The sequence below is a fragment of the Microbispora sp. CL1-1 genome, from assembly GCF_012034195.1.
Classification (GTDB): Bacteria; Actinomycetota; Actinomycetes; order Streptosporangiales; family Streptosporangiaceae; genus Microbispora.
In genome coordinates, this window is record NZ_JAATEK010000004.1 from 60,164 (window position 1) to 83,215 (window position 23,052).

The window sequence follows — 23,052 nt, forward strand, 5'->3', positions numbered from 1 at the left end:
TGCCAATCAGGGAAGACCCGCCAGTACCGTGTGAGATGTGCAGAATGCCGCGATCCTCACCGTAGATGACGACCCGTCCGTCTCCCGGGCCGTGGCTCGTGACATCCGCCGCCGATACGGCGACCGCTACCGGGTGATCCGAGCCGAGTCCGGCCCCAGCGCGCTCGACGCGCTGCGCGAGATCAAGCTGCGCGGCGAGCAGGTCGCCGTCCTCCTGGCCGACTATCGGATGCCCCAGATGAACGGCATCGAGTTCCTCGAGGCCGCCATGGACGTCTTCCCGCTGGCGCGCAGAGTGCTGCTGACCGCGTACGCGGACACCGATGCGGCCATCAACGCGATCAACATCGTCGATCTCGACCACTACCTGCTCAAGCCGTGGAACCCGCCGGAGGAGAAGCTCTACCCGGTGCTCGACGCGCTGCTGGAGGCGTGGCTCGCCGCGCCCGCCGTGACGATGCCGGAGACCAAGGTCGTCGGGCACCGCTGGTCGGCGCACTCGTTCGCGGTGCGCGACTTCCTCGCCCGCAACCTCGTGCCGTACCGCTGGCTGCGGGCCGACGAGGCCGAGGGCACCCGCCTGCTGGCCGCCGCCGGGATGAGCGAGGCGGACGTGCCGGTGGTGATCACCACGGACGGCAAGGCCCTGGCGCGGCCCACGGAGGCCGACCTCGCCGCGCACGTGGGTATGGCCACCACCCCCGCCTCGGATCTCTACGACCTCGCCGTGATCGGCGCGGGACCCGCCGGCCTCGGCGCCGCCGTCTATGGCGCGTCCGAGGGACTGCGCACCCTGCTCGTGGAGCAGCGGGCCACCGGCGGCCAGGCCGGGCAGAGCAGCCGGATCGAGAACTACCTGGGCTTTCCCGACGGGGTCTCCGGCGCCCAGCTCACCGACCGCGCCCGCAGGCAGGCGCTGAAGTTCAACACCGAGCTGCTCACCGCCCGCGAGGTCGTCGGCCTCGAACGGAGCGGTTCGGCGACCCTGCTGCACTTCGGCGACGGCACCGCCGTGACGGCGCACACGGTCGTGCTGGCGACCGGCGTGTCATACCGGCTCCTGAACGCGCCCGGCCTGGCCGACCTGACCGGCCGGGGCGTCTTCTACGGCGCGGCCGCCACCGAGGCCCCGAGCTGCGCCGGGGAAGAGGTCTACATCGTCGGCGGGGCCAACTCGGCCGGGCAGGCGGCGGTGCACTTCTCCCGCTACGCCCGCAAGGTGCACGTCCTCATCCGGGGCGAGGACCTCACCCGGTCGATGTCGCGCTATTTGATCGATCAGATCGAGGCCATCCCCTCGATCGAGGTCCATCCGTGTACGCAGGTGGTCGCCGGCGAGGGCCGCGACCATCTGGAGCGCCTGACCCTGTGCGACGGGACGACCGGCCGGACGACCACCGTGCCGGCGTCGTGGCTGTTCGTCTTCATCGGGGCGGAGCCGCGCACCGACTGGCTCGGCGACGTGGTCGCCCGCGACGCCGGCGGCTATGTGCTGACCGGCTCCGACCTGCTCGCCGACGGCCGCCGCCCGGCCGGGTGGACACTGTCCAGGGACCCCTATCACCTGGAGTCGAGCATGCCCGGCGTCTTCGCGGCGGGCGACGTGCGGGCCGGGTCGGTCAAGCGCGTCGCCTCGGCCGTGGGTGAGGGCGCCATGGCGGTCTCACTCGTTCACCGTTATCTGGAGACTCCATGACCGACCATCCCCATGAGCCGACGCTGCCCCCCGACGAGCTGCGCACGCTGTTCCTGTTCGAGGCGCTGGACGACGCGCAGCTCGCCCGGCTGTCGGAGGCGGGGCGGGTCGAGCGACGGCTCGCCGGCACCCTCGTCTACCCGGAGGGCGACCCCGCCACCTGCTTCTTCGTGCTGCTGAACGGCACGGTCGCGATGAGCAGGCGGGTGCAGGGCGACGACGTCGAGGTGAGCCGCACCAGCCAGCGCGGCGTGTACGCCGGCGCCACCCAGGCGTACATCTCCGGCGAGTTCTCCCAGCTCTACCTGAACTCGCTGACCGCGGTCACCGACGCCGAGTTCTTCGTGCTGCCGGCCGAGGTGATCGCCGAATGCGTGCGCGAGTGGTTCCCGATGGCGATGCACCTGCTGGAGGGGTTGTTCCTCGGCATGCGCACCAGCCAGACGATCGTCAGCGAACGGGAGCGGCTGCTCGCGCTCGGCTCGCTGTCGGCCGGACTGACCCACGAGCTGAACAACCCGGCCGCCGCCGCCGTACGGGCGACGTCGGCGCTGCGCGAGCGGGTGGCGGGCATGCGGCACAAGCTCGCCATGATCGCCGACGGGCGGCTGGACGGCAGTCAGCTGCACGACCTGGTGGAGCTCCAGGAGAACGCGGTCAAGCGGTCGGCCTCCGCCCCCGACCTCACGCCGCTGGCGCGCTCCGACGCCGAGGACGCGGTCGCCGACTGGCTGGACGACCACGACATCGTCGGCAGCTGGGACCTGGCGGCGACGCTGGTGGCCGGTGGCCTCGACGCGAGCTGGCTCGACCAGATCGCCGGAGCGGTGGGCGAGGAGAACCTGGAGTCCGCGATCCGATGGCTCACCTACACGGTGGACGCCGAGCTGCTGATGTGCGAGATCGACGACGCGGTCAACCGGATCTCGGGCCTGGTCGCCGCTGCCAAGCAGTACTCCCAGCTCGACCGCGCCCCGTACCAGACGGTCGACGTGCACGACCTGCTCGACGCCACGCTGACCATGATGCAGGGCAAGATCCCCGGGGGCGTCCACACGGTCAAGGACTACGACCGGTCGCTGCCGCTCATCCCGGCGTACGCCGCCGAGCTCAACCAGGTGTGGACCAACCTGATCGACAACGCGCTCGGCGCGATGAACGGCACGGGCACGCTGACCCTCCGCACCCGGCGCAAGGACGGCCACCTGGTCGTCGAGGTCGGCGACACCGGCACCGGCATCTCGCCCGAGGTCCGGCCCCGCATCTTCGAGCCGTTCTTCACCACCAAGCCCGTCGGTGAGGGCACCGGCCTGGGCCTGGACATCTCCTATCGGATCGTGGTCAACAAGCACCACGGGGACATCCGGGTGGACTCACAGCCCGGCGACACCCGGTTCCGGGTCTACCTTCCGCTGGACCAGGCGGCCCCGGAGGCCGTTCGGTAGAGCCGCCCACACGGCCCCGTACAGTGTGGGCATGGGCATGGTCAGCACCGTGGGTCTCGTCCTGCACCCGCAGCGCGACTCCAGGGAGGCGATCGAGACGATCGTCGAGTGGGCGCGCAAGCGGGACTGCGCGGTGCTGGGGCTGCCCGACGAGGTCGGGCGCATCGACTGCAGCGCCATCGCGGTGGACGCCCAGACGCTGGTGAAGCGGTCCGACCTCCTCGTCAGCCTCGGCGGCGACGGCACGATGCTGCGCACGATGCGCCTGATCGCCGGGCGGCCGACCCCCGTCCTCGGGGTCAACCTGGGACGGCTCGGCTTCCTCGCCGAGATCGACGTGGACGAGCTGGCCCCCGCGCTGTCGGCGATCGACGAGCACAGATACACGGTCGAGCCGCGCATGGCCGTCCGGGCGACGAGCCACGACGGCCGGATGGTGACCGCGTTCAACGACATCGCCCTCGTCCGCATCCCCGGCGACGGGCTCGCCGCGGTGTCCGTCTCGGTCTACGGCGAGCCGTTCGTCCGCTACTCCGCCGACGCCGTGATCGTCTCCACCTCGACCGGCTCCACCGCGTACAACTTCTCGGCGGGTGGCCCGATCGTCTCCCCCACGGTCGAGGGTTTCCTCGTCGTCCCGGCCGCCGCCCACTCGGCGTTCAACCGGGCGCTGGTCCTGTCGGCCGACGAGGAGGTGACGCTCGACGTGCTCCCGACCAGCGGACAGCTCGCGCTGGAGGTCGACGGCACCATCGGCGGCCACCTGTGTCCCGGCGACCGGCTCACGGTGACCGCGCTGCGCGCCGCCGCCCGCGTGGTGCGGCTCGGCACGACGACCTTCTACGAGCGAGCCCGCCGCAAGCTCCGCGTGAACGGCAGTGCCGAGGCCGACTGACCGGGCCGGCACGGGTGTGCCGCCCCGGACAACACGTCGGGAGGGTTATAGCAGGCTCTCGATCGCGGCCAGCTCCTCGGCGGTGAGCGCCGGCGCGTCCAGGGCCGCGACGTTCTGCTCGAGCTGGGTGACCGAGCTCGCCCCGATCAGCACGGACGTGACCCGCTGGTCGCGCAGGATCCACGCGAGCGCGAGCTGCGCGAGCGACTGACCGCGCTCCTGGGCGATCTTGTTGAGGCCGCGCAGGGTCTCCAGCAGCTCGGGGGTGAGCCGGTCGCGCTTCAGGAAGTGGCCGATCGCCATCCGGGAGTCCGCCGGCACCGCGCCGTCGAGGTAGCGGCCGGTGAGCAGGCCCTGCGCGAGCGGCGAGTAGGCGATGCACCCCGCCCCGGCCCGCTCCAGCGTGTCCAGCAGGCCGTCCTCGACCCAGCGGTCGAGCATGGAGTAGCGCGGCTGGTGGATCAGCAGCGGCGTGCCCAGCTCGCGCAGCACGGCGGCGGCCCGCTCGGTCTGCTCCGCCGAGTAGTTCGAGATGCCTACATAGAGCGCCTTGCCGGAGCGCACCGCCGTGTCGAGGGCGCCCATCGTCTCCTCGATCGGGGTGTCCGGGTCGGGCCGGTGGGAGTAGAAGACGTCGACGTAGTCGAGGCCCATCCGGCTCAGCGACCGGTCGAGGCTCGCCAGCAGATACTTGCGCGACCCCCACTCGCCGTACGGCCCGGGCCACATGTCGTAGCCCGCCTTGGTCGAGATGAACAGCTCGTCGCGGTAGGGCCGGAAGTCCGCGCGCAGGTGGCGGCCGAAGTTCTCCTCCGCCGAGCCGTACGGCGGGCCGTAGTTGTTGGCCAGGTCGAAGTGGGTGATGCCGAGGTCGAAGGCACGGCGCAGGACGGCGCGCTGCACGTCGAGCGGGTGGCCGTCGCCGAAGTTGTGCCACAGCCCGAGGGAGATCTCGGGGAGCAGCACGCCACTCCTTCCGCTGCGCCGATACCGCATGTCGTCGTATCGAGCGGGGGCGGGGACGTAGGGGTGCGGGGTCATCCGTGGCCTTTCTTGCGCGACTGGGCCGGTCCTTTGCCGCGGCCTTACTCAAGGACTACCAGCTAACCGCACGTGCTCAAGGCTGGCCCACCGCCCCCTGCCCACCGCGCTCTGCCCACCGCGCTCTGCCCACCGCGCTCTGCCTACCGCGCTCTGCCCACCGGCCCCGGCCCAGTGCCCCCTGCCCACCGGCCCCCTGCCCAGTGCCCCCGGCCCGTGCTCAGCGCACGCCGCGCGGGCGGAACTGCACGCTGATGCGGGCGCCGGTCACCTTCGCCGACTTGGGGATCGCGTGCTCCCAGGTGCGCTGGCAGCTCCCGCCCATGACGATGAGGTCGCCGTGGCCCAGCTCGTGCCGCAGCGCCGGGCCTCCCCCGCCGCGGGGGCGCAGCAGCAGCGGGCGCGGGGTGCCGACCGACACGATCGCGACCATCGTGTCGTGCGTGCTCCCCCGCCCGATGGTGTCGCCGTGCCAGGCGACGCTGTCCCTGCCGTCGCGATAGAGGCACATGCCGGCCGTACGGAACGGCTCGCCGAGCTCCTCCTCGTAGTGGGCGTTGAGCGCGTCCCTCGCCTGCACCAGCACCGGGTCGGGCAGCTCCTCGTCCTCCTCGTAGAACTTCAGCAGGCGCGGCACGTCCACGACCCGGTCGTACATGTGCCTGCGCTCGGCGTGCCAGGGCACCGCCTCAAGCAGGCGTTCGAAGAGCGCGTCGGCCCCCTCGATCCAGTGGGGCCGCACGTCGATCCAGGCGCCGCGCTCCAGGAGAGTGCGGCGCACGGACGAGCCCAGCTCGCCGACATGAACGTCCTCGCCCCAGTCGAGCAACGAAGCCTGGAAAGCCGTCATGGCTACCAGCATATTCAAACATGCATTCGATCATGTCGGGAGCCGAGGGCCGGGTTCGTCAGCGTACGTCGAGGTCGAGGCCCGGCGGCAGGCCGGTGACGGTGGCGCGGCCCGCCGCGTCCACGGCGACGCTCACCTCCGCGCCCGCCACCCGCAGTCCCCGGGCCGACACCGCGCCGAGGGGCGCCCCGGCCATGGGCCGCAGCAGCACCCGCCCGGCCGGCACGTCGGGATAGAGGCCCAGCGCCGCGTGGGTGATCGCCACCGCCGCGGCGGCCGACCACGCCTGGGGACGGCAGGCCGCCGGGTAGGGCATGGGCCTGCCGAAGGCAGGGTGCGGGCCGGCCCCGTCCCCGGCGTACAGCTCGGGCAGCCGGTAGCCGAACGCCTCCCCGGCGGCGAGCAGCCCTTCGGCGAGCCCGGCCGCCTGTGCCGCGAACCCGGCCCTGGCCAGCCCGCCGAGCACGATCGCCGTGTCGTGCGCCCAGATCGAGCCGCAGTGATAGGACAGCGGGCTGAAGCCGCCGTCGCCGGACGACATCGTGCGCAGCCCGTAGCCGCCGCTCATCGCCGGGCCGGCCAGCAGGTCCGCGACCTGGGCCGACTCCGCCTCCGACAGCAGGCCGGTGCCGAGGAGGTGGCCGATGTTGCTGGTCAGCGCGTCCACCGGCCGCTTGTCGATGTCGAGCGCGAGCGCGGGGAAGCGGCCGTTCGGGCCGTCCACCCAGAACCGGGCGCGGAACCGCTCCGACAGCGCGTCGGCGTGCGCGTTCCACCGCGCGGCGCCGGGACGGCCGAACGCCTCCAGCAGCGACGCGGCGTTCCTGGCCGCCTCGTACGCGTAGCCCTGCACCTCCACCAGCGCGATCGGCGGCTTGGCCTGGCTCCCGTCGCGGAACCGGATGGAGTCGCCGGAGTCCTTCCAGCCCTGGTTGGCCAGGCCCCGCTCGGAGGTGTCGATGTATTCCACGAACCCGTCGCCGTCGGGGTCGGCGAAGTCCGCGAGCCAGCCGAGCGCGGCCTCCATGTGCGGCAGCAGCGCCGCGACCTCGCGCTCGGGCATCCCCCACCGCCAGGCGTCGTGCAGGAGGCTGATCCACAGCGGCGTGGCGTCGATCGTGCCGTAGTAGGCCGCGGGCAGCCGCAGGCCGTTGCCCTCGACGGTGAACTCGCGCCGCCGCAGCTCGTGCATGATCTTGCCCGGCGCCTCGCCCGAGGCCGGGTCCACCCGCGTGCCCTGCCGGCGGGCGAGCACCCGCAGCGTGCCGGCGGCGAGGTCGGTGCCGAGCGGCAGCAGCATCCGGGCGGCCCACAGGCTGTCGCGCCCGAAGAGCGTGAGGAACCACGGCACCCCCGCGCCGAGGAAGGTGTCCTCGGGCGCGCCGGTCTCCGCCAGCCGCAGCGACCGCAGGTCTTCGAGCGACTGGTGCAGCAGCCGGGTCAGCCGCCGGTCGGCTGCGGTGACCTCGGGTTTGCTCCACTCCAGCGCCCTGGCCGGGGTGACGACGACGGCGGCGGGGTCGTCCACGACGACCTCCCAGCGCAGCGTCGCCGTCCCGCCCGGGGGCAGGCTCAGCTCCCAGCGCAGCCGCGCGCCGCCGCCGGTCTCCGCGCGGGCGTCCTCGCCCGCGGCCGTGACGCGGATGCCGCCGCTCCGCCACGACAGGCCGCCGCGGCCCGCGCCGTCCGTACGAGCCGGGTCCGGGCCGTCGGGCTCGGCGGGGACGATGTCGCCGCCCGACTTGACCACCTCGATCGGCGCGAAGTCGCAGCCCAGCTCGACGGTGACCGACGCGATCACGGCCACCGTGGCGGTGGAGGTGATCTCCACACGCTCGCTCATGCCGCGCGCGCCGACCTCCCGTACGCGTTCGAGACGCACCGTGGGGTCGGGCTGGGGGTCGCCGAGCCAGCGGGCGAGCGAGACGAACCGGGTGCGCCCGGCCTCCTCGTGCACGTGGCCGATGGCCTCGGGCTCGCGGCCGTTCACGAGCAGCGTCGCCTGCGACAGCGCCCGATGGTCGGCGTGGAAGAGCCCCTGGACGCCGAAGGGGCGGATCTGGCCGTCAGCGCCGCTCAGCGCTCCGGTCGGCGCCATGACGGTGCTGACCAGCTCGTGCAGCGGTGGTTGCAGGCGGTACGCCGCACCGGCGGCGAACTCGCCGCCCGGACCGGGCGTGGCTCCGACGAGCACCGAGGGGCCCTCCTGGATCGAATCGCCCCGGCCTTGACCTTGACATGTGGTCGCCGGGGGTGCACATTGCGAAACATTCGCTTTACTTTGATCGATCTAATCATGCCTTACTCCTCCTTGAACGTTCAAACCCCCAGAAGGGCAGATCATGGCCGAAAAGGTGACAATCGCCGACGTGGCCCGGCTCGCCGGCGTATCACGCCAGACGGTCTCGAACGCCCTGAACAGCCCCGATGTCGTCCGCGAGGAGACCAGGCAGCGGGTGCTGCGCGCGGTTGAGGAGCTGGGCTACCGGGTCAACCAGGCCGCCCGCCAGATGCGCACCGGCCGGTCCCGGCTGATCGCCATCCGGATCGAGCCCGACCGCGACGGCATCAACGGCTCGGTGCTCGACCGCTTCCTGCACGGCCTGACCGAGTCGGCCGCGCGGTCCGGCTACCGGGTGCTGCTCTACACGGCCGACGACGACCGGGCCGAGGTCGACACGTTCGAGGACCTGCTCGGCGCGTACGAGCCCGACGCGTTCGTGCTGACCAGCACCCACCACGGCGACCTGCGTACGGCCTGGCTGCAGGACCACAAGGTGCCGTTCGTCACCTTCGGCCGCCCCTGGAGCGCGGACTCCCCGGAGCACCTGTGGGTGGACGTGGACGGCGCGGCGGGCACGGCCGCCGCCACCCGGCACCTGCTCGACGCGGGCCACCGCGCGATCGGCTTCCTCGGCTGGCCGTCCGGCTCCGGGGTCGGCGACGACCGCCGCGAAGGGTGGGCGCGCACGCTCACCGCGGCGGGCGTCGACCCCACCGGCCTGAGCCGGGCCACCAGCGACGAGGTCGCCGACGGCGAGAAGGCCGCCTACGACCTGCTGCGGTCGGATCTCGGGGTGACCGCGCTGGTGTGCGCCAGCGACTCGCTCGCGCTCGGCGCGCTGCACGCCGCCCGCTCCCCCGGCCTCGCCTGGCGGCCCGGCAGAGGGCCCGGCGGCGGCGCAGCGGAACGGCCGGTCGCGGTGATCGGCTTCGACGACACGCCGGTGGCCAAGGCCGTCGGCCTGACCAGCCTGAGCCAGCCGCTGGCGCAGGCCGCCGCGCACTGCGTGGCGCTCCTCACCACACTCCTCGACGGCCAGGCCGACCCCGGCGAACCGCCGGCGAACGTGCTGCTCGAACCCTCGCTGGTCGTCCGCCAGTCGGCGTGAACCGGCGCGTCATCCCCCTCAACGAAGATCGGGAACTCTCATGAAGAACAGAACCGTACGTACGGCGGTGCTCGGCGCCGCCGGCGCCGCTCTCCTCGCCACGGCCGCCTGCGGCAGCGGTTTCGACGACGACAAGGCGGCCTCTCCCGCCCAGCAGAGCGCCGGCCCTGCCGACCTGCAGATCCTCATCGGCTCCTCGGGCGACGCGGAGACCACCGCGGTGAAGGACGCCGCCGCGGCCTGGGCGAAGAAGTCCGGCTCGACGGCGACCGTGACCCCGGCGCAGGACCTCGCCCAGCAGCTCGGCCAGGCGTTCGCGGGCGACAACCCGCCCGACGTGTTCTACGTGGACGCCTCCCGGTTCGCCGACTACGCCAGCGTGGGCGCGCTGGAGCCGTACGCCGGCAAGCTGTCCGACACGTCGGACTTCTACCCGAGCCTGCGCGCCACGTTCACGTACAACGGCACGTTCTACTGCGCGCCGAAGGACTTCTCCACCCTCGCCCTCGTGATCAACGACGACATGTGGGCCAAGGCCGGGCTGGGCGAGGGCGACGTGCCCACGACCTGGGACCAGCTCAGGTCGGTGAGCGAGAAGCTCAAGGCCAAGGGCATGACGCCGCTCGCGGTCGCCGACACCCGCGACCGGATCGGCGCGTTCATGGTGCAGGCGGGCGGCTGGATCACCAGCCCCGACGGCAAGCAGGCGACGGCCGACAGCCCCGAGAACCTCACGGCCCTGCAGTACGTCCAGTCGCTGCTCAAGGACAAGCTCGCCCAGTTCCCGAGCCAGCTCGACGCGGGCTGGGGCGGCGAGGCGTTCGGCAAGGGCAAGGCCGCGATGACCATCGAGGGCAACTGGATCAAGGGCGCGCTCAAGGCCGACTTCCCCGACGTGAAATACAGCGTGCACGAGCTTCCGGCCGGCCCCAAGGGCAAGGGCACCCTGTCGTTCACCAACTGCTGGGGCATCTCGGCGAAGAGCAAATTCAAGCAGCAGGCGATCGACTTCGTCGAGGCGATGACCACCGTCGACCAGCAGATGGCCTTCGCCCGGGCCTTCGGGGTCATGCCCTCGCGGCAGTCGGCGAAGGACGCCTACACCCAGGAGTTCCCCGCCGACGCCCCGTTCGTGAACGGCGCCGACTACGCCCAGGGCCCGGTCAACGCGCCGAAGATGGACAGCGTCCTGGCCGACTTCGACACCGGCATCCAGAAGCTCACCTCCAGTGACCCCAAGGCGCTGCTGGAGCGCGTGCAGAAGAACACCCAGGCCGCCCTCGGCTGACGCGGAGGCGGTGCGGGCCCCGGCCGGTCACGGCCGGGGCCCCGCCGACCGGAAGGAGTGACCGTGGCCGACACCGTGGCCGACACCGCACCCGTCCCCGCGCCCGGCGCCCCACGGGCCCCGCGGCCCGGGCCCCGGCTGAGCGCGGCCGTACGGGAGAACATCGCGGGCTGGCTGTTCGTGGCGCCGGTGGTGGTGATCCTGGGCCTGTTCCTGCTGCTGCCGATCCTGATGGCGATGTGGGTCAGCCTCACCGACTGGAACGGCCAGGGCAGCCCGTTCCGCTCGGGCGTGCCGTTCGTCGGGATGGAGAACTACACCCGGCTGTTCACCGAGGACGGCCTGGCCCGCCAGGACTTCATGACCAGCATCCGCAACAACTTCTACTATGTCGTGATCGTCGTGCCGGCCCAGACGGTGCTGGCGCTGGGGCTCGCCCTGATCGTGAACAGCAGGATGCTGAAGGGAAAGACGTTCTTCCGCGCCGCGTTCTTCTTCCCCTCGGTCACCAGCTCGGTGGCGATCAGCGTGGTGTTCCTGTTCATCTTCGCCAACTCCGGCGCGGTGACCAGCCTGCTGAAGGTGTTCGGGATCGACGGGCCGCAGTGGTTCTCCGACTCGCGGGGCGTGCTCCACCTGCTGCTCGGCGGGCTCGGCCTGGCCGACCCCGACAATCCGCCGGCGGCGCTGACGAGCGGCGGGCCGTTCGGGCTGTCGTGGTGGGAGTGGCTGTCCGGGCCGAGCGTGGCGATGTGCACGATCATCATGCTGGTCGTCTGGACGACGTCGGGCACGTTCATGCTGATGTTCCTGGCCGCGCTCCAGGACATCCCGGTCACGCTGGAGGAGGCCGGCATGCTCGACGGCGCCGGGCGCTGGCAGCGGTTCCGGCACATCACGCTCCCGCTGCTGAAGCCCACGCTGTTCCTGGTGCTGACGCTCGGCCTCATCGCGACCTGGCAGGTCTTCGACCAGGTCTACGTGATGAGCCAGGGCAACCCGGCCAAGACCACCCTCACCCCGGCCTTCCTGTCGTATCAGACGGCCTTCCGCAGCTTCGAGTACGGCTCGGGGACGGCCATCTCGTTCGTGCTGTTCGCCATCATCGTCGTGCTCGCGCTGCTCCAGCGGTGGATCATGCGCGACCGCGACCCCGCCCGCCGTACGAGGAGGTCGTGACCGTGAAACGCCGGGACTCCCGCTCGCTCGCCTCCACCTTCGCGGGCTACTTCGTGCTGGTCTTCTTCGCGCTGGTCTTCCTCTATCCGTTCGTGATCCAGGTCGCGAACTCGTTCAAGACCGAGCCGGACGCCGCGGCCAACGCGCTGTCGCCCGTCCCCCATCCCTTCTCCACCAGCGGTTACGAGAAGGTCTTCCTCAACACCGACCTGCCGCTGTGGCTGGGCAACTCGGTGCTGGTGACGATCCTGGTCACCGCCGGGCGGGTGCTGCTGTGCTCGATGGCCGGGTACGCGCTGGCGCGCATCCGCTTCCGCGGCCGCAAGGCGCTGTTCTCCGCCGTCATCGGGGTCATGGCCGTGCCGCCCGTGGTGCTGTTCGTGCCGAAGTTCCTCGTGCTCAACCAGTTCGGCCTGTACGACAGTTACACGGCGCTGGTGCTGCCCCTGATCGTGGACGCCGCGGGCGTCTTCATCATGAAGCAGTTCTTCGAATCGGTCCCGGTGAGCGTGGAGGAGGCCGCGCGCATCGACGGCGCGGGGGTGTGGCGGACGTTCTGGTCGGTGGTGCTGCCGATGGCGCGACCGGCCCTGATCACCCTCACGATCATCTCCTTCCAGGGGAGCTGGAACGAGTTCGCGCACACCCTCGTGGCGGTGCAGAGCCCGGAGCTGTTCACGCTGCCGCGCGGCATCGCCGACCTGGTCAGCGGCTCGCTCGGCAAGGGCACGCAGTATCCGCTCAAGCTCGGCGCCGCCGTGCTCGCCACCATCCCGGTGGCGGTCATCTTCGTGGTGTTCCAGCGCTACTTCGTACGCGGGGCCAACGAGGGCGCGGAGAAGGGCTGACGGACCGGCCCCATCGCGGACCGGCCCGTCGCGGGCCGGTCCGGTGACCTCGTTCAGCGGCCGTCGGATTTCAGGGGCCGTCCGATCGCCCCGCCACCACCAGCCGCCCTGCGCGGCCAGCAGGTCCCGGCCCACCCTCCACCGTCATCGCGTGGCCGGGCGCGGTGAGGACGAAGCGGTCCGGCCCGCCCCTCGTCGGTCACGCGGTAGACCGTACGTTCCGTCCGTCGGCCCTCTCTGCTGGTCTCCACGGGGACGATGAGCTCCTCGCGGGCCAGCCGGTCGACCGCGTGTAGAGGCTGCGCGGCAGGCCACCGATGTAGTCCCTGTGCGTGTCGATGACGAATCGATGCAGCTCATAGGGGTGCGGGCCGTACCGACAGCAGGGCGAGCACCGTCAGCCCGACCAGGTCCCTGTCCGCCCGTCCCCGCGCCATCGCTCCCCCACCGCCTTTCGCAAGGGAAGCGGGAACTCCTTACCAGACCGGCACACGCAGCCCGGCCGTCGACCCGAGGACTCCCACCCGCCCAGAGCACCGGCACTGGCGCCGAGGGGGCAGCCCGCACCCTCCTTTTTGTGGAGACATTTCCCAATAAAGCGCCAATCGAGCGACATAGCAGGCATCGCCGTCATCGACCTGGCGCTGCAGGTCGATCTCCTGGACGATGGTGGGCTGACCGGGAAGGCCGACGCGCTCTTCTACCTCAGCAAGGAGGCGTTCAAGCGCCGCCTGATAGACGACCTGTGGAAGGCCCGCGCAGCGACGGCCCCGAAATCCCTCGTACGGGTCCTCCTCACTCCGGTGATCCTCGACGCCGTACGGAAGGAGCTGCGGCGGCAGACGGGACACAATGCGGACGAGAAGGAGATCGAGCGCGTCCTCCAGGCGGAGGTACTGCGGCCTGATTTGCTGGCCTGATCTCCTCGTCTGAACAGCGGAGGGTGCGCGCGGATGGATCTGTTCCAGATCAAGTTCCGGGAGTCGGACGATTACCGGCCGGGCACGAAGGGGCACGAACGCCGGTGCACCTGAGGCGGGTCGTCATGCGCGTCGCCGGCCGAGTTCACTGTCACCGATCGCGCAGGCGCCGACAACGGCGCCTGCGCGGTTCACGTCGTCCACTACATCAGGGACCGTCTCCGGCACGGCGGCTGACCGTACCGGAGGGTCCCGGTCACCCGGCGGCGGGGTCGGCGGCGAGCGCGGCGATCAGCTCGGCCTGTGCGTCCAGAGCGGCGGCGAGGGCCTCGGGATCGTCGGCGTCGAGCGTCATCGCGCATCCCATGCGGATCGCTTCGAGGTCCACCGCGCCGCGCCTGGTCGCCCACCAGCGGCCGATGTCCGACCGCCAGATGATCCAGCCGGTATGGACCCGTGCGATGTCCTCCAACGTGGTCATGTCACCCATCTCCAAGCGGCTGCTCGCGGAAGTGGGCCAAGCTAAGCGCTTTTAGAGCGGTTGGAGTATCAGCCAGAGGACGTCCAATCACAGCCAGTAGCCGCGCGAACACGGAATCTCCCGTAGTGTCGGCGTGTCACGCTGACACAGCGTGCTTGCGGTCGTGCGAGGAGGGGTGCGACATGCCGGCCAACCACCGCCATCCGCCGAACCGCCGGCTCGCGTGGGAACGCCTGCAGCGCGGGTGGTCCTACGAGGAGCTGTGCGAGCGCATCCGCGCGTCCATGCGGTCATGCGACGAGAAGGACACCGGCCTGACGGCCAACACGGTGCGACGGTGGGAGACCGGCGAGCGGTGGCCGGATCCGCGTTACCGCAAGCACCTCGTGACGATTTTCGACAAGCCCGCGAGCGAGCTGGGACTGCTCACCCCCGACGAGATGGCCATGCGGCCGGTCACGGAGGTGGTGGACGAGATACGGAGGCTGCTGAGCATGATCGTCGCAGAAGGCATCGACCGCTCCACGTTCCTGCGGGGGATCTTCGGCGCGGGCGTGCTCGCTCCGCTCCTCGGCGAGGGCGGCGAACGTCTTCCCGCGGCGGTGGAACGAGGACGCGGAGTCGACGCCGAGTCGGCCGAGGCGTTCGCCCGGGTCGTCGACAAGCAGGCCGCCCTCTATTGGACCTCGCCGCCGGACGACATCTTCCAGGCGTCGGTCGCGCACACCCGGCTCGGCATGAGCCTGCTGCGTTCGGCGCCGGAGGGAGCGGTCAGGCAGACGCTGGCCGAGGCCGCCGCGCGTTCGGCCCTGCTGTCGGGCAGGGTCGCCTTCTTCGACCTCGATGACGGCCCCACCGCTGCGCGGCTGTACCGGATGGCCCTGTCGGCCACCCGGGAGTGCGGCGACCATCCGCTCGCCGCCGCCGTGCTCGCCCACGCGGCGTTCGTGCCGGGGTTCGCGGGCAACCGTACGGACGCCCTGGGCCTGCTGGACGCGGCGTTCGCGCACGCCTGGCACGGCGTCGGCCCGCTCACCCGGGCGTGGCTGCACTGCGTGGCGTCGGAGATCTCGGCCCGCTGCGGCGAGCCGAAGGAGTGCATGCGCCACATCGACCGCGCCGACCAGATGGTGGACGCGGGCGGCGACGACCCCAAGTGGCTGGACTTCTTCGAGCGGGCGAGGCTCGACGGGTTCGCCGGCTACAGCGCGCTGACGGCGGGCCACCACGAGGAGGCGGCCCGCAGGCTGCGCAAGGCGCTCGACGACCTGGGCCCGAACGGCGGCAAGCAGCGCTCGGTGCTGCTCGCCGACCTCGCCGCCGCCCACGCCCCCACCGACGGCGACCAGGCCGCCGAACATCTCAGGCAGGCGGTCGACGCGCTGGACGACCAGTGGTACGCGATCGGGCATGACCGGGTCCGCCGCGTGCTGCAGGTCCTGCCGCCCGCCGCCCAGACGCGGGCGCTGGACGAACGGCTGACCGACCTCGGCCGGTCGCGGCACCCCGAACTTACGATGTGACGACGGCCCTCCTCACCCGGCCCCCTCACACGACCCCCTCACGCGCCCTATCATCCGGCCCCCTCACGCGCCCCCTCGTCCGGCCCCCTCACACGCCCCCGTCACGCGGCCGTCGGCCAATCGGAGCATTTTATATGACCGGTCGTATACTGACCGCATGGGACGGACCAGCGATGCCAAGGAGAAGATCCTCGGCGCCGCCCGGACGCTCATCGAGCTGCGTGGTTACTCCGCCCTGGGGGTGGCGGAGATCTGCAAGGCGGCCGGTGTGCCCAAGGGCAGCTTCTACTACTTCTTCGAGACCAAGGAAGCCCTCGCTCTGGCGGTCATCGACGAGCACTGGGCCGACCAGGAGCGGGACTGGAGGCGGATCCTGTCCGGCGAGGGGGAGCCGCTGGCACGTCTGCGCCGGCTGTTCGAGGCGACCCAGGCCGTCCAACGTGCCGGGCAGCAGAACTGCGGCACCGTCTCGGGCTGCATGTTCGGCAATCTCACGCTGGAGATGAGCAACCAGACCGAAGCCATCCGCGGACGGCTGCAGGAGATCTTCGAGGCGCAGGTCGACATGATCGAGGCGGTCGTCGTCGAGGCCAAGGCTCGTGGGGATGTCGCCGTGGCCGACACCCGGGAGGCCGCGCGGTCGGTGGTGGCCCAGTTGGAGGGGCACGTTCTGTTCGCCAAGCTCTACAACGACACGCAGCGGCTCGGTCCCCTGTGGGCCAACTGCCTGGCGCTGCTCGGCGCCCGCGCCGAGATGGCCCACGGTCTCTGACCCCCGCCCGTCCAGTAGTAGGCGCTCTCTAGCATGGCAAGCATGGAGCTGCGCCAGTTGCGGTATTTCGTCGCGGTCGCCGAGGAGCTGAACTTCGGCAGAGCCGCCAGGCGCCTGCTCATCGCCGGCCCTTCCCTGTCCCAGCAGATCAAGGCGCTGGAGCGCGACCTGGGCGTGCGCCTGTTCGACCGGGATCGCCGCTCGGTGTCCCTCACCCCCGCCGGTTTCGCCCTGCTGTCCGACGCCCGGGCCCTGCTGGAGCGCGCCGACGACTTCCGGCACCGGGCCCGCCGGCTGGCCGGATCGGAACCGGTGCGGCTCGGCTACGTCAACTGGCTGCCCCCTGACCTGACCGCGCGTACGGCAGCGGCGGCGCAGGTCCACGTCGACGCCTGGGTCGCGCCCTCGCACACCCAGGCCGCCAGGGTCGCCGAAGGCGGCCTGGACCTCGCGATCTGCTGGCTGCGCACCGGCGATCTGGAACGGCACGGCCTGCACGCTCAGCTCATCGGCGCCGACCGCCTCTACGCCGTGGCCACCGGCGGGGACACCACCGAGGTCCCCGCCCGCGAGACCGGCATCCTGCTCGACGCCGACACCACCTCCTGGTCGTCCTGGAACGCGTACGCCGAGGAGCTGGCCGGCGAGACCGGGGCCACCGCGGTCCGCATCTCCGACGGCGGCATCACCGGCCCGGGGTTCTTCGATCACGTGCGCCGCTGCCGCCGTCCGATCGTCAACTCGCCCAAGGGCCAGACCACTCCGTTGCCGCCGGACCTCGTACGGCGCCCGGTCGTCGCGCCGGAGATCTACTGGACCTGGTCGGTGGTGTGGCGCCGCACCGAGGTACGCGGCTCGGTGCTCGCCGTCGTGGAGGCGCTCCGCGCCGACGGCCACTTCGGGATCGACGGCCCGGACGCCTGGCTGCCCAAGGACGATCCGCACCGTCGCCAGGCCAGGCTCGCGGAGCTTTAGGAGTCTGTGCCTATCAGATGGGAGCATTCCGGTTCCGGCTGAGACCTCATGATGCTTTGACTTCGCCTCTCCAGCGGCCTACGTTCACGGTGTGAATAGACGACCGGTTGACTAGTAACCGGCCGGTCCATCTGGAGAAGGATCATCATGAGCATTCCGCAGCAGAAGGTCGCCCTCGTCACCGGCGCGTCGCAGGGCATCGGCGCCGCACTGGTCACGGCCTACCGCAAGCTGGGCTACGCCGTCGTCGCCGTCTCACGCACGATCTCGCCCTCCGACGACCCCGGCGTCATCGCCGTCCAGGGCGACGTCGCCGACCTCGCCACCGCCGAACGCGCCATCGCCACGGCAGTCGAGCGGTTCGGCCGGGTGGACACCCTGGTCAACAACGCGGGCATCTTCGTCGCCAAGCCGTTCACCGACTACACCGCCGACGACTACAGCGCGGTGACCAGGGTGAACCTCGACGGCTTCTTCCACATCACCCAGCTCGCCATCGCGCGCATGCTGACCCAGGGTGGCGGCCACGTCGTCACCATCACCACCAGCCTGGTCGACAACGCCGACTCCCGGGTGCCGTCCGTGCTGGCCTCGCTGACCAAGGGCGGCCTGCAGTCCGCGACCAAGTCGCTCGCCATCGAGTACGCCACGCGCGGCATCCGCGTCAACGCCGTCTCGCCGGGCTCCATCAAGACCCCCATGCACCCGGAGGAGACCCACCAGGCCCTCGCGGCGCTGCAGCCGGTGGGCCGGATGGGCGAGCCGGGCGACGTCGCGGACGCGGTCGTCTACCTGGAGACCGCCCCCTTCGTGACCGGCGAGATCCTCCACGTCGACGGCGGTATGAGCGCCGGCCACTGATCCGCGATCCCCGGCCTCACCGACAGGAGACCTCTGATGACCAGCGACATCGACAGGGAAACGATCCTCAGGGACGTCCTCGACCAGTGGAGAGCCGGCGTCGGCGCCCACGAACCGCAGCGGGTCGCCGCCCTGTTCACGGAGGACGCGATCTTCCAGGGGCTGCGCCCCTACACCGTCGGGAGGCCGGGGATCGCCGCCTACTACGACTCCCAGCCGCCCGGGCTGACGGCGGCGTACCGCATCCTGGAGACCACGGCCCCCGCCGACGGCCTCGTCCTCGGCTACCTGGCCGTCGACTTCTCCTTCACCGACCGTCCCGCCCTGCACGTCTATCTCAGCGTGCTGGTGAAGCGGACGGAGGAGGGCTGGCGCATCGGCCACTACCAGGTCTCCCGCCTGTGAGTCTCCGAGGCCCGGATGGGCGGCTCTAGAGGCTCGTGGCCCGGCTGAGCTTCTCCCATTGGTCCAGGTCGGCGCGGAGCGACTCGTGGTGGGCGCGGATGGCGTCCACCGCGTCGTCGCCCAGGGCGAGCCGCAGCGGAGGGTCGGCGTGGTCGACGACCTGGAGGATCGCCTGCGCCGCCTTGGCCGGGTCTCCGGGCTGGGTGCCGTCCATCCGGTCCACGAACGCCCGGGTCGCGCCCGCCGACATCTCGTAGGCGTCGATGGGCTCCGAGCGGTGCATGCGGTGGCCGCCGAACTCGGTGCGGAACACCCCCGGCTCCACGATCAGCACCCGTACGCCGAAGGGCGCGACCTCGGCGGCGAGCGCCTCCGACAATCCCTCCAGGGCGAACTTGGCGGCGCAGTAGGCGCCGAACCCCGGCATGCTGAGCTGCCCGCCCATCGAGCTCATCTGCACGATCGTCCCGCTCCCCTGCCGGCGCAGATGCGGCAGGACGGCCTTGGTCACGGCCACCGCCCCGAAGAACATGACCTCCATCAGCGCACGCAGGTCGGCCATGTCGATCTCTTCGACGGCCCCCACGGACCCGTAGCCGGCGTTGTTCACCACGACGTCGATCCGGCCGAAGGCCGACAGGGTCCCGGCCACCGCGGCGTCGATCGACGCGGCGTCGGTGACGTCCAGCCGCGCCGCGCGCACCCGATCGCCACCGGCTTCGACCAGGTCCGCCAGCGTCTCGGGCCGTCGCGCGGTCGCCATCACCCGGTCTCCCGCCGCCAGCGCGGCCTCGGCCAACTCCCGGCCGAAGCCCGCCGAGCATCCGGTGATCAACCACACCCGTCCTGTCATGATCCCCACTCCTCGTTCTCGTGATCAGTGCGACCACTCTCCCCGGAGCGAGCCCCGCACGGCCAACACACGTTCCCTGCGGGGGTTACAGTCAGAGCCTGTGACCCCCGAGCTGCGCCATCTGCGGTATTTCGTCGCCGTGGCCGAGCATCTGAGCTTCACCGTCGCCGCGCGGGAGCTGCACATCGCCCAGCAGTCGCTGTCGCAGCAGATCGCGGCGCTCGAACACGCCCTCGGCGGGCGGCTGTTCGACCGCGACACCCGGGGCACGCGTCTGACCGAGGTCGGCCGTATGTTCCTGCCCGAGGCGCGGGCCGTTCTCACGCACGCGGACGCGGCCCTGGAGACCACCCGCAGGGCGGTGCGCGGCGAGATCGGCAGGCTCCGGGTGGCCTTACTCATCTCGACCGCGCACCCCGCCCGCGACCGCCAGGCCGTACGGAACCTGCTCGGCGTGGCGGCGGACCTGGCCGCCTCGGTCGACCTCACCGAGGCCGGGTGAGCGATCAGTCGCCGTTGTGCTTGCGGATCAGGGCGGGCAGCTCGGCCAGCGAGTCGACGTGGAACAGGCACGCCCGTTCCACCGGCTCGTCGCGGAGGATGTGGCCCCAGGGCCCCCGCCGTACGAGGGCGGTGCGCAGCCCGGCCTTCTGGGCGGGCCGGATGTCGTTGTCGAGGCGGTCGCCCACGTAGAGGACGGACTCCGCCGGGCAGCCGGCCTCCGTCACCACGCGGTCGAAGAAGGACGCGTCCGGTTTCTCCACCCCCCAGCCGTCGGAGGTGCCGATCACGTCGACGGGCAGGTCGAGAGCGCGCAGGATGGTCTCGGCGCGGGAGGTCTGGTTGCCGGCGAGGCCGACGCGCAGCCCCATCTCCCGTAACTCGGCCATGCAGGGGCGGGCGTCGGGGTAGAGGTTCTCCTCGCCGAACGTCTCGGCCTGGCCCGCCGCGGCCCGGCGCTCCCGTTCGACGTGGAGGTCGAACCCGGGCCGGAAATACTGGAAGGTCTCCCGGTAGTCGCCGCCGCGTGCGATCACGGCCCCGAACACGGCGGAGAAGGTGTGCCGCGGAACGCCCAGCCAGTCGGCCCAGGTGCCGTATTCGCGGGATTCGTCCACCAGGGTCTCTCCGACGTCGAAGAAGACCGCTTCCAACCGCATCGGTACCTCCTGTCGCTCGCGCTGCATGCACCTTACGCGGATTCGGTCCGTCTCCACTGCCCGGTTCGGTAGGACCGAAGTCTTTCCGAGGCACCGAAGATGATTCGGTTCCGGCATGGACAGGAGGCGGCGGCGAAGGACACGCTGGACGGGTGAAGCCTCACCAGCCCTGGGAGCCGCGATGAGCCTGTCCGACCTGCAGCCCGTGCCCGCCGACCAGCTCGCCTTCCGGATGCCGCCGACGTTCGAGACCGTGGAGGAGGAGCGGCGGCACCGCAAGGAGCGGCTCGCGGCGGCGCTGCGCCTGTTCGGGAGGTTCGGGTTCGAGGAGGGGGTGGCCGGTCACATCACGGCCCGGGACCCGGAGCACACCGACCACTTCTGGGTGAACCCGTTCGGCATGTCGTTCAAGCAGATCAAGGTCAGCGACCTGATCCTGGTCAACCACGAGGGCCAGGTGGTGGAGGGCCGCTATCACGTCAACCAGGCGGCGTTCGCCATCCACTCGATGGTCCACCAGGCCAGGCCCGACGTGGTCGCGGCCGCCCACTCCCACTCCGTCTATGGCAAGGCCCTGTCGGCGCTGGGCACGCTGCTCGAACCGCTGACGCAGGACGCGTGCGCGTTCTACGAGGACCACGCCCTGTTCGACGACTACACCGGGGTGGTCGTGGAGACCGAGGAGGGCCGCCGCATCGCGCAGGCACTGGGCTCGCACAAGGCGGTGATCCTGCGCAACCACGGGCTGCTGACCGTGGGCGACAGCGTGGAGGCGGCGGCCTGGTGGTTCATCACCATGGAACGCAGCTGCCAGGCGCAGCTCGCGGCCAAGGCCGCCGGGCCGACGGTGCCCATCACGCACGAGAACGCCAAGCTCACCCACGGCCAGATCGGCAACGACCTCGTCGGCTGGATCAACTTCCAGCCCCTGCTCGACCAGATCCTCGCCTCCGACCCCGACCTGCTCGACTGACCTGCCCGGCTGCACGGCCCGGCTGCACGGCCCGGGCCCCGGCCGCCGCCAGGACCCGGGCCAGGGTTTTCATGGCATCGGCACGGTGTCCTGCCACGTGGTGCCGGCGCTCCGGAAGGCGTTCACCCTGGAGGTGACGTCGGCCGGGGCCACGACCTCGTTCTTGCTGAAGTAGAACCAGTCGACCTGCTGGGTGTAGACGCGCGGGGTGGCGCTGCCCAGCAGCCCGCCGCCGATGAACCAGAGGTTGAAGTTCACCGACTGCGGCGTCTCGGGGTAGTAGTCGCCGCCGTGCTCGGCGAACAGCGTGCCGTCGATGTAGTAGCGGACCGTGCCGCCGGAGACCTGCAGCACGAGGTCGTGCCAGCCGGCGTAGCTCGCCGTACGCTCGGTGTGCGTGTTGACCGCGAGCCAGGGCTCGTTGCGGTAGGTCTCCCAGGTGGTCGTGTACATGATCGGGCCCTGCGCGCCCCAGCCGCCGTTCGGCAGATACTCGAAGTCCTGCTCGCTGTAGTCCGGGTCGAGGTCGTACGCCAGGGGCGTGATGGTGAAGAACGTCTCCACGATGTTGTCGCCGTCGGGGCCGCTGTCGGGGGCGTCGGCGAACTTCACCCGCGCGGCGTACGTGCCCTCGAAGAACTTGCGCTGGTGCAGGAACTCGGCCTGCGAGGTGCCCCCGGCGGTGCCGTCGGTGGCCGCCCGCAGTTGCAGCGCCCGGTTGCTCCCGGTGACGACCGGGAAGCTCACGTTGGACGCCGGCCAGCTCGCCCCGGGGACGCCGGGGCCGCCGCTGTTGGTCCGTACGGTCCAGTGGTGCGCGGTGATCTGCGGATCGGCCGAGGAGGCGTAGGCGAAGTCGTCGAAGACGACCCCGCTGCCGCCGCCCGGTCCGCCCGGCGACGGCGAGGTGGAAGGCGAGGCGGTGGGCGACGGGGACGGCGAGGGGTCGGTCACGCCCGCGGGCGGGGTGCCCCAGACCAGCGTGCCGCCCTGGTAGACCGTGACCTTGTCCCAGTCGCCGTACGTCGTGCGCGCGGGGCCGAAGGAGTAGTCGTCGCTCTGCCGGATCGTCTGCCAGTCGGCCCGGTAGAACCGCAGCTGCATGTCGCCGGTCGACGCGCCGGCCGCCAGGCTGCCGGAGGTGAAGCCGACCTCAAGGTAGCGGTCGGCCGCGGCCGTGCCCGAGATCGTCTGAAAGGTTCCGGTGACGGTCGAGCAGGAGACGACCGCCCACGAGCAGGCGAAACGGTACTGCTGGGTGGGCGAGTCGGCGGTGAAGTAGTAGCGGATCTTCACGGTGTTCAGCGGCACCGCCGTGGTCCCGCTGTTGACCAGATCGAACCACGGCTCCACCTGGTCGGCGGTGGCGCCGGTGGCGCTGGTCTTGTAGCGCAGCCGCAGCGACTGGGCCGCCTCGGCGGGCAGGGCCACGACCAGCGCGGCCAGCAGGACGGCCGCGAGACCGCCCCATAAGAGCTTTCGTGACACCGCAGTC

Annotated in this window: 22 protein-coding genes; 15 read left to right on the forward strand and 7 right to left on the reverse strand. The window is 71.2% G+C overall.

The annotated features are described in order from the left end of the window. Positions 1–37: 37 nt before the first annotated feature. The 3 genes from HCK04_RS44090 to HCK04_RS06295 are packed head-to-tail and all read left to right on the forward strand — an operon-like array spanning position 38 to position 4,036. Entirely contained in the window at positions 38–1,696 is a 1,659-nt protein-coding gene (locus tag HCK04_RS44090) for an FAD-dependent oxidoreductase (RefSeq protein WP_142645936.1), read from the forward strand. Next, complete coding sequence (locus HCK04_RS06290; RefSeq protein WP_142645937.1) at positions 1,693–3,141, forward strand: ATP-binding protein; 1,449 nt, start codon at positions 1,693–1,695, stop codon at positions 3,139–3,141. Before HCK04_RS44090 ends, HCK04_RS06290 begins: the two co-directional genes overlap by 4 nt. A 31-nt stretch (positions 3,142–3,172) precedes the next feature. Beyond that, a complete protein-coding gene (locus tag HCK04_RS06295) occupies positions 3,173–4,036 on the forward strand; it encodes an NAD(+)/NADH kinase (protein WP_168065698.1) in 864 nt (287 codons plus the stop codon). Positions 4,037–4,081: 45 nt separating this feature from the next. Here HCK04_RS06295 and mgrA read toward each other — a convergent pair whose 3' ends face one another. The 3 genes from mgrA to HCK04_RS06310 all read right to left on the reverse strand — a co-directional run bounded on the left by mgrA (position 4,082) and on the right by HCK04_RS06310 (position 8,121). Then, positions 4,082–5,077 (reverse strand): L-glyceraldehyde 3-phosphate reductase, encoded by a 996-nt coding sequence (mgrA, locus tag HCK04_RS06300; RefSeq protein ID WP_142645938.1) that lies wholly within the window; start codon positions 5,075–5,077, stop codon positions 4,082–4,084. 220 nt (positions 5,078–5,297) lie between these two features. Further along, positions 5,298–5,927, reverse strand: coding sequence for an alpha-ketoglutarate-dependent dioxygenase AlkB (locus HCK04_RS06305; protein ID WP_142645939.1), 630 nt, complete (start codon positions 5,925–5,927; stop codon positions 5,298–5,300). Between the two features lie 58 nt (positions 5,928–5,985). Continuing rightward, the gene (locus tag HCK04_RS06310) at positions 5,986–8,121 is read right to left on the reverse strand and encodes a glycogen debranching N-terminal domain-containing protein (protein ID WP_260617139.1); all 2,136 of its coding nucleotides are present in this window, start codon (positions 8,119–8,121) and stop codon (positions 5,986–5,988) included. A gap of 148 nt (positions 8,122–8,269) precedes the next feature. On the opposite strand from HCK04_RS06310, the gene HCK04_RS06315 reads away from it, so the two are divergent. The 5 genes from HCK04_RS06315 to HCK04_RS06335 all read left to right on the forward strand — a co-directional run bounded on the left by HCK04_RS06315 (position 8,270) and on the right by HCK04_RS06335 (position 13,554). Then, the gene (locus HCK04_RS06315; RefSeq protein ID WP_142645940.1) at positions 8,270–9,319 is read left to right on the forward strand and encodes a LacI family DNA-binding transcriptional regulator; all 1,050 of its coding nucleotides are present in this window, start codon (positions 8,270–8,272) and stop codon (positions 9,317–9,319) included. A 40-nt stretch (positions 9,320–9,359) separates the two neighbouring features. Beyond that, entirely contained in the window at positions 9,360–10,607 is a 1,248-nt protein-coding gene (locus tag HCK04_RS06320) for an extracellular solute-binding protein (protein ID WP_142645941.1), read from the forward strand. A 63-nt stretch (positions 10,608–10,670) separates the two neighbouring features. Then, complete coding sequence (locus tag HCK04_RS06325; protein ID WP_260617140.1) at positions 10,671–11,786, forward strand: sugar ABC transporter permease; 1,116 nt, start codon at positions 10,671–10,673, stop codon at positions 11,784–11,786. Then, positions 11,783–12,634: a carbohydrate ABC transporter permease gene (locus HCK04_RS06330; protein ID WP_260617141.1), complete on the forward strand. Its 852-nt coding sequence runs from the start codon at positions 11,783–11,785 to the stop codon at positions 12,632–12,634. The genes HCK04_RS06325 and HCK04_RS06330 overlap by 4 nt, the downstream gene beginning before the upstream one ends. A 575-nt stretch (positions 12,635–13,209) precedes the next feature. Then, positions 13,210–13,554: a hypothetical protein gene (locus HCK04_RS06335; RefSeq protein WP_142645943.1), complete on the forward strand. Its 345-nt coding sequence runs from the start codon at positions 13,210–13,212 to the stop codon at positions 13,552–13,554. A gap of 256 nt (positions 13,555–13,810) precedes the next feature. Here HCK04_RS06335 and HCK04_RS06340 read toward each other — a convergent pair whose 3' ends face one another. Further along, positions 13,811–14,035 (reverse strand): hypothetical protein, encoded by a 225-nt coding sequence (locus HCK04_RS06340; protein WP_142645944.1) that lies wholly within the window; start codon positions 14,033–14,035, stop codon positions 13,811–13,813. 182 nt (positions 14,036–14,217) lie between these two features. On the opposite strand from HCK04_RS06340, the gene HCK04_RS06345 reads away from it, so the two are divergent. The 5 genes from HCK04_RS06345 to HCK04_RS06365 all read left to right on the forward strand — a co-directional run bounded on the left by HCK04_RS06345 (position 14,218) and on the right by HCK04_RS06365 (position 18,571). After that, positions 14,218–15,558, forward strand: coding sequence for a helix-turn-helix transcriptional regulator (locus tag HCK04_RS06345; RefSeq protein ID WP_142645945.1), 1,341 nt, complete (start codon positions 14,218–14,220; stop codon positions 15,556–15,558). A gap of 157 nt (positions 15,559–15,715) precedes the next feature. Continuing rightward, positions 15,716–16,330, forward strand: a complete 615-nt coding sequence (locus HCK04_RS06350; RefSeq protein ID WP_142645946.1) for a TetR/AcrR family transcriptional regulator — start codon at positions 15,716–15,718, stop codon at positions 16,328–16,330. A gap of 42 nt (positions 16,331–16,372) precedes the next feature. After that, the gene (locus HCK04_RS06355) at positions 16,373–17,305 is read left to right on the forward strand and encodes a LysR family transcriptional regulator (protein WP_185948929.1); all 933 of its coding nucleotides are present in this window, start codon (positions 16,373–16,375) and stop codon (positions 17,303–17,305) included. 147 nt (positions 17,306–17,452) lie between these two features. Continuing rightward, entirely contained in the window at positions 17,453–18,166 is a 714-nt protein-coding gene (locus tag HCK04_RS06360; protein WP_142645948.1) for an SDR family oxidoreductase, read from the forward strand. A gap of 36 nt (positions 18,167–18,202) precedes the next feature. After that, positions 18,203–18,571: a nuclear transport factor 2 family protein gene (locus tag HCK04_RS06365; protein ID WP_142645949.1), complete on the forward strand. Its 369-nt coding sequence runs from the start codon at positions 18,203–18,205 to the stop codon at positions 18,569–18,571. A gap of 25 nt (positions 18,572–18,596) precedes the next feature. Here HCK04_RS06365 and HCK04_RS06370 read toward each other — a convergent pair whose 3' ends face one another. Beyond that, a complete protein-coding gene (locus HCK04_RS06370; RefSeq protein ID WP_142645950.1) occupies positions 18,597–19,424 on the reverse strand; it encodes an oxidoreductase in 828 nt (275 codons plus the stop codon). A gap of 100 nt (positions 19,425–19,524) precedes the next feature. Here HCK04_RS06370 and HCK04_RS06375 point away from each other — a divergent pair, with 100 nt between their 5' ends. Further along, positions 19,525–19,926, forward strand: a complete 402-nt coding sequence (locus HCK04_RS06375; protein ID WP_142645951.1) for a LysR family transcriptional regulator — start codon at positions 19,525–19,527, stop codon at positions 19,924–19,926. Positions 19,927–19,930: 4 nt separating this feature from the next. On the opposite strand, the gene HCK04_RS06380 is transcribed toward HCK04_RS06375, so the two are convergent. Further along, on the reverse strand, positions 19,931–20,584 hold the full coding sequence (locus HCK04_RS06380) for an HAD family hydrolase (protein ID WP_142645952.1): 654 nt from the start codon (positions 20,582–20,584) through the stop codon (positions 19,931–19,933). 181 nt (positions 20,585–20,765) lie between these two features. Between HCK04_RS06380 and HCK04_RS06385 the strand changes: the two genes are divergently transcribed. Then, positions 20,766–21,557, forward strand: a complete 792-nt coding sequence (locus HCK04_RS06385; RefSeq protein WP_142645953.1) for a class II aldolase/adducin family protein — start codon at positions 20,766–20,768, stop codon at positions 21,555–21,557. 69 nt (positions 21,558–21,626) lie between these two features. On the opposite strand, the gene HCK04_RS06390 is transcribed toward HCK04_RS06385, so the two are convergent. Further along, the gene (locus HCK04_RS06390; RefSeq protein ID WP_142645954.1) at positions 21,627–23,045 is read right to left on the reverse strand and encodes a cellulose binding domain-containing protein; all 1,419 of its coding nucleotides are present in this window, start codon (positions 23,043–23,045) and stop codon (positions 21,627–21,629) included. Positions 23,046–23,052: the final 7 nt, after the last annotated feature.

Coding starts and splice junctions, on each gene's coding strand:
- HCK04_RS06290 (WP_142645937.1), top strand. CDS start 1,693: ATGACCGACCATCCCCATGAGCCGACGCTGCCCCCCGACGAGCTGCGC.
- HCK04_RS06295 (WP_168065698.1), top strand. CDS start 3,173: ATGGGCATGGTCAGCACCGTGGGTCTCGTCCTGCACCCGCAGCGCGAC.
- mgrA (WP_142645938.1), bottom strand. CDS start 5,077: ATGACCCCGCACCCCTACGTCCCCGCCCCCGCTCGATACGACGACATG.
- HCK04_RS06305 (WP_142645939.1), bottom strand. CDS start 5,927: ATGACGGCTTTCCAGGCTTCGTTGCTCGACTGGGGCGAGGACGTTCAT.
- HCK04_RS06315 (WP_142645940.1), top strand. CDS start 8,270: ATGGCCGAAAAGGTGACAATCGCCGACGTGGCCCGGCTCGCCGGCGTA.
- HCK04_RS06320 (WP_142645941.1), top strand. CDS start 9,360: ATGAAGAACAGAACCGTACGTACGGCGGTGCTCGGCGCCGCCGGCGCC.
- HCK04_RS06340 (WP_142645944.1), bottom strand. CDS start 14,035: ATGACCACGTTGGAGGACATCGCACGGGTCCATACCGGCTGGATCATC.
- HCK04_RS06345 (WP_142645945.1), top strand. CDS start 14,218: ATGCCGGCCAACCACCGCCATCCGCCGAACCGCCGGCTCGCGTGGGAA.
- HCK04_RS06350 (WP_142645946.1), top strand. CDS start 15,716: ATGGGACGGACCAGCGATGCCAAGGAGAAGATCCTCGGCGCCGCCCGG.
- HCK04_RS06355 (WP_185948929.1), top strand. CDS start 16,373: ATGGAGCTGCGCCAGTTGCGGTATTTCGTCGCGGTCGCCGAGGAGCTG.
- HCK04_RS06360 (WP_142645948.1), top strand. CDS start 17,453: ATGAGCATTCCGCAGCAGAAGGTCGCCCTCGTCACCGGCGCGTCGCAG.
- HCK04_RS06365 (WP_142645949.1), top strand. CDS start 18,203: ATGACCAGCGACATCGACAGGGAAACGATCCTCAGGGACGTCCTCGAC.
- HCK04_RS06370 (WP_142645950.1), bottom strand. CDS start 19,424: ATGACAGGACGGGTGTGGTTGATCACCGGATGCTCGGCGGGCTTCGGC.
- HCK04_RS06380 (WP_142645952.1), bottom strand. CDS start 20,584: ATGCGGTTGGAAGCGGTCTTCTTCGACGTCGGAGAGACCCTGGTGGAC.
- HCK04_RS06385 (WP_142645953.1), top strand. CDS start 20,766: ATGAGCCTGTCCGACCTGCAGCCCGTGCCCGCCGACCAGCTCGCCTTC.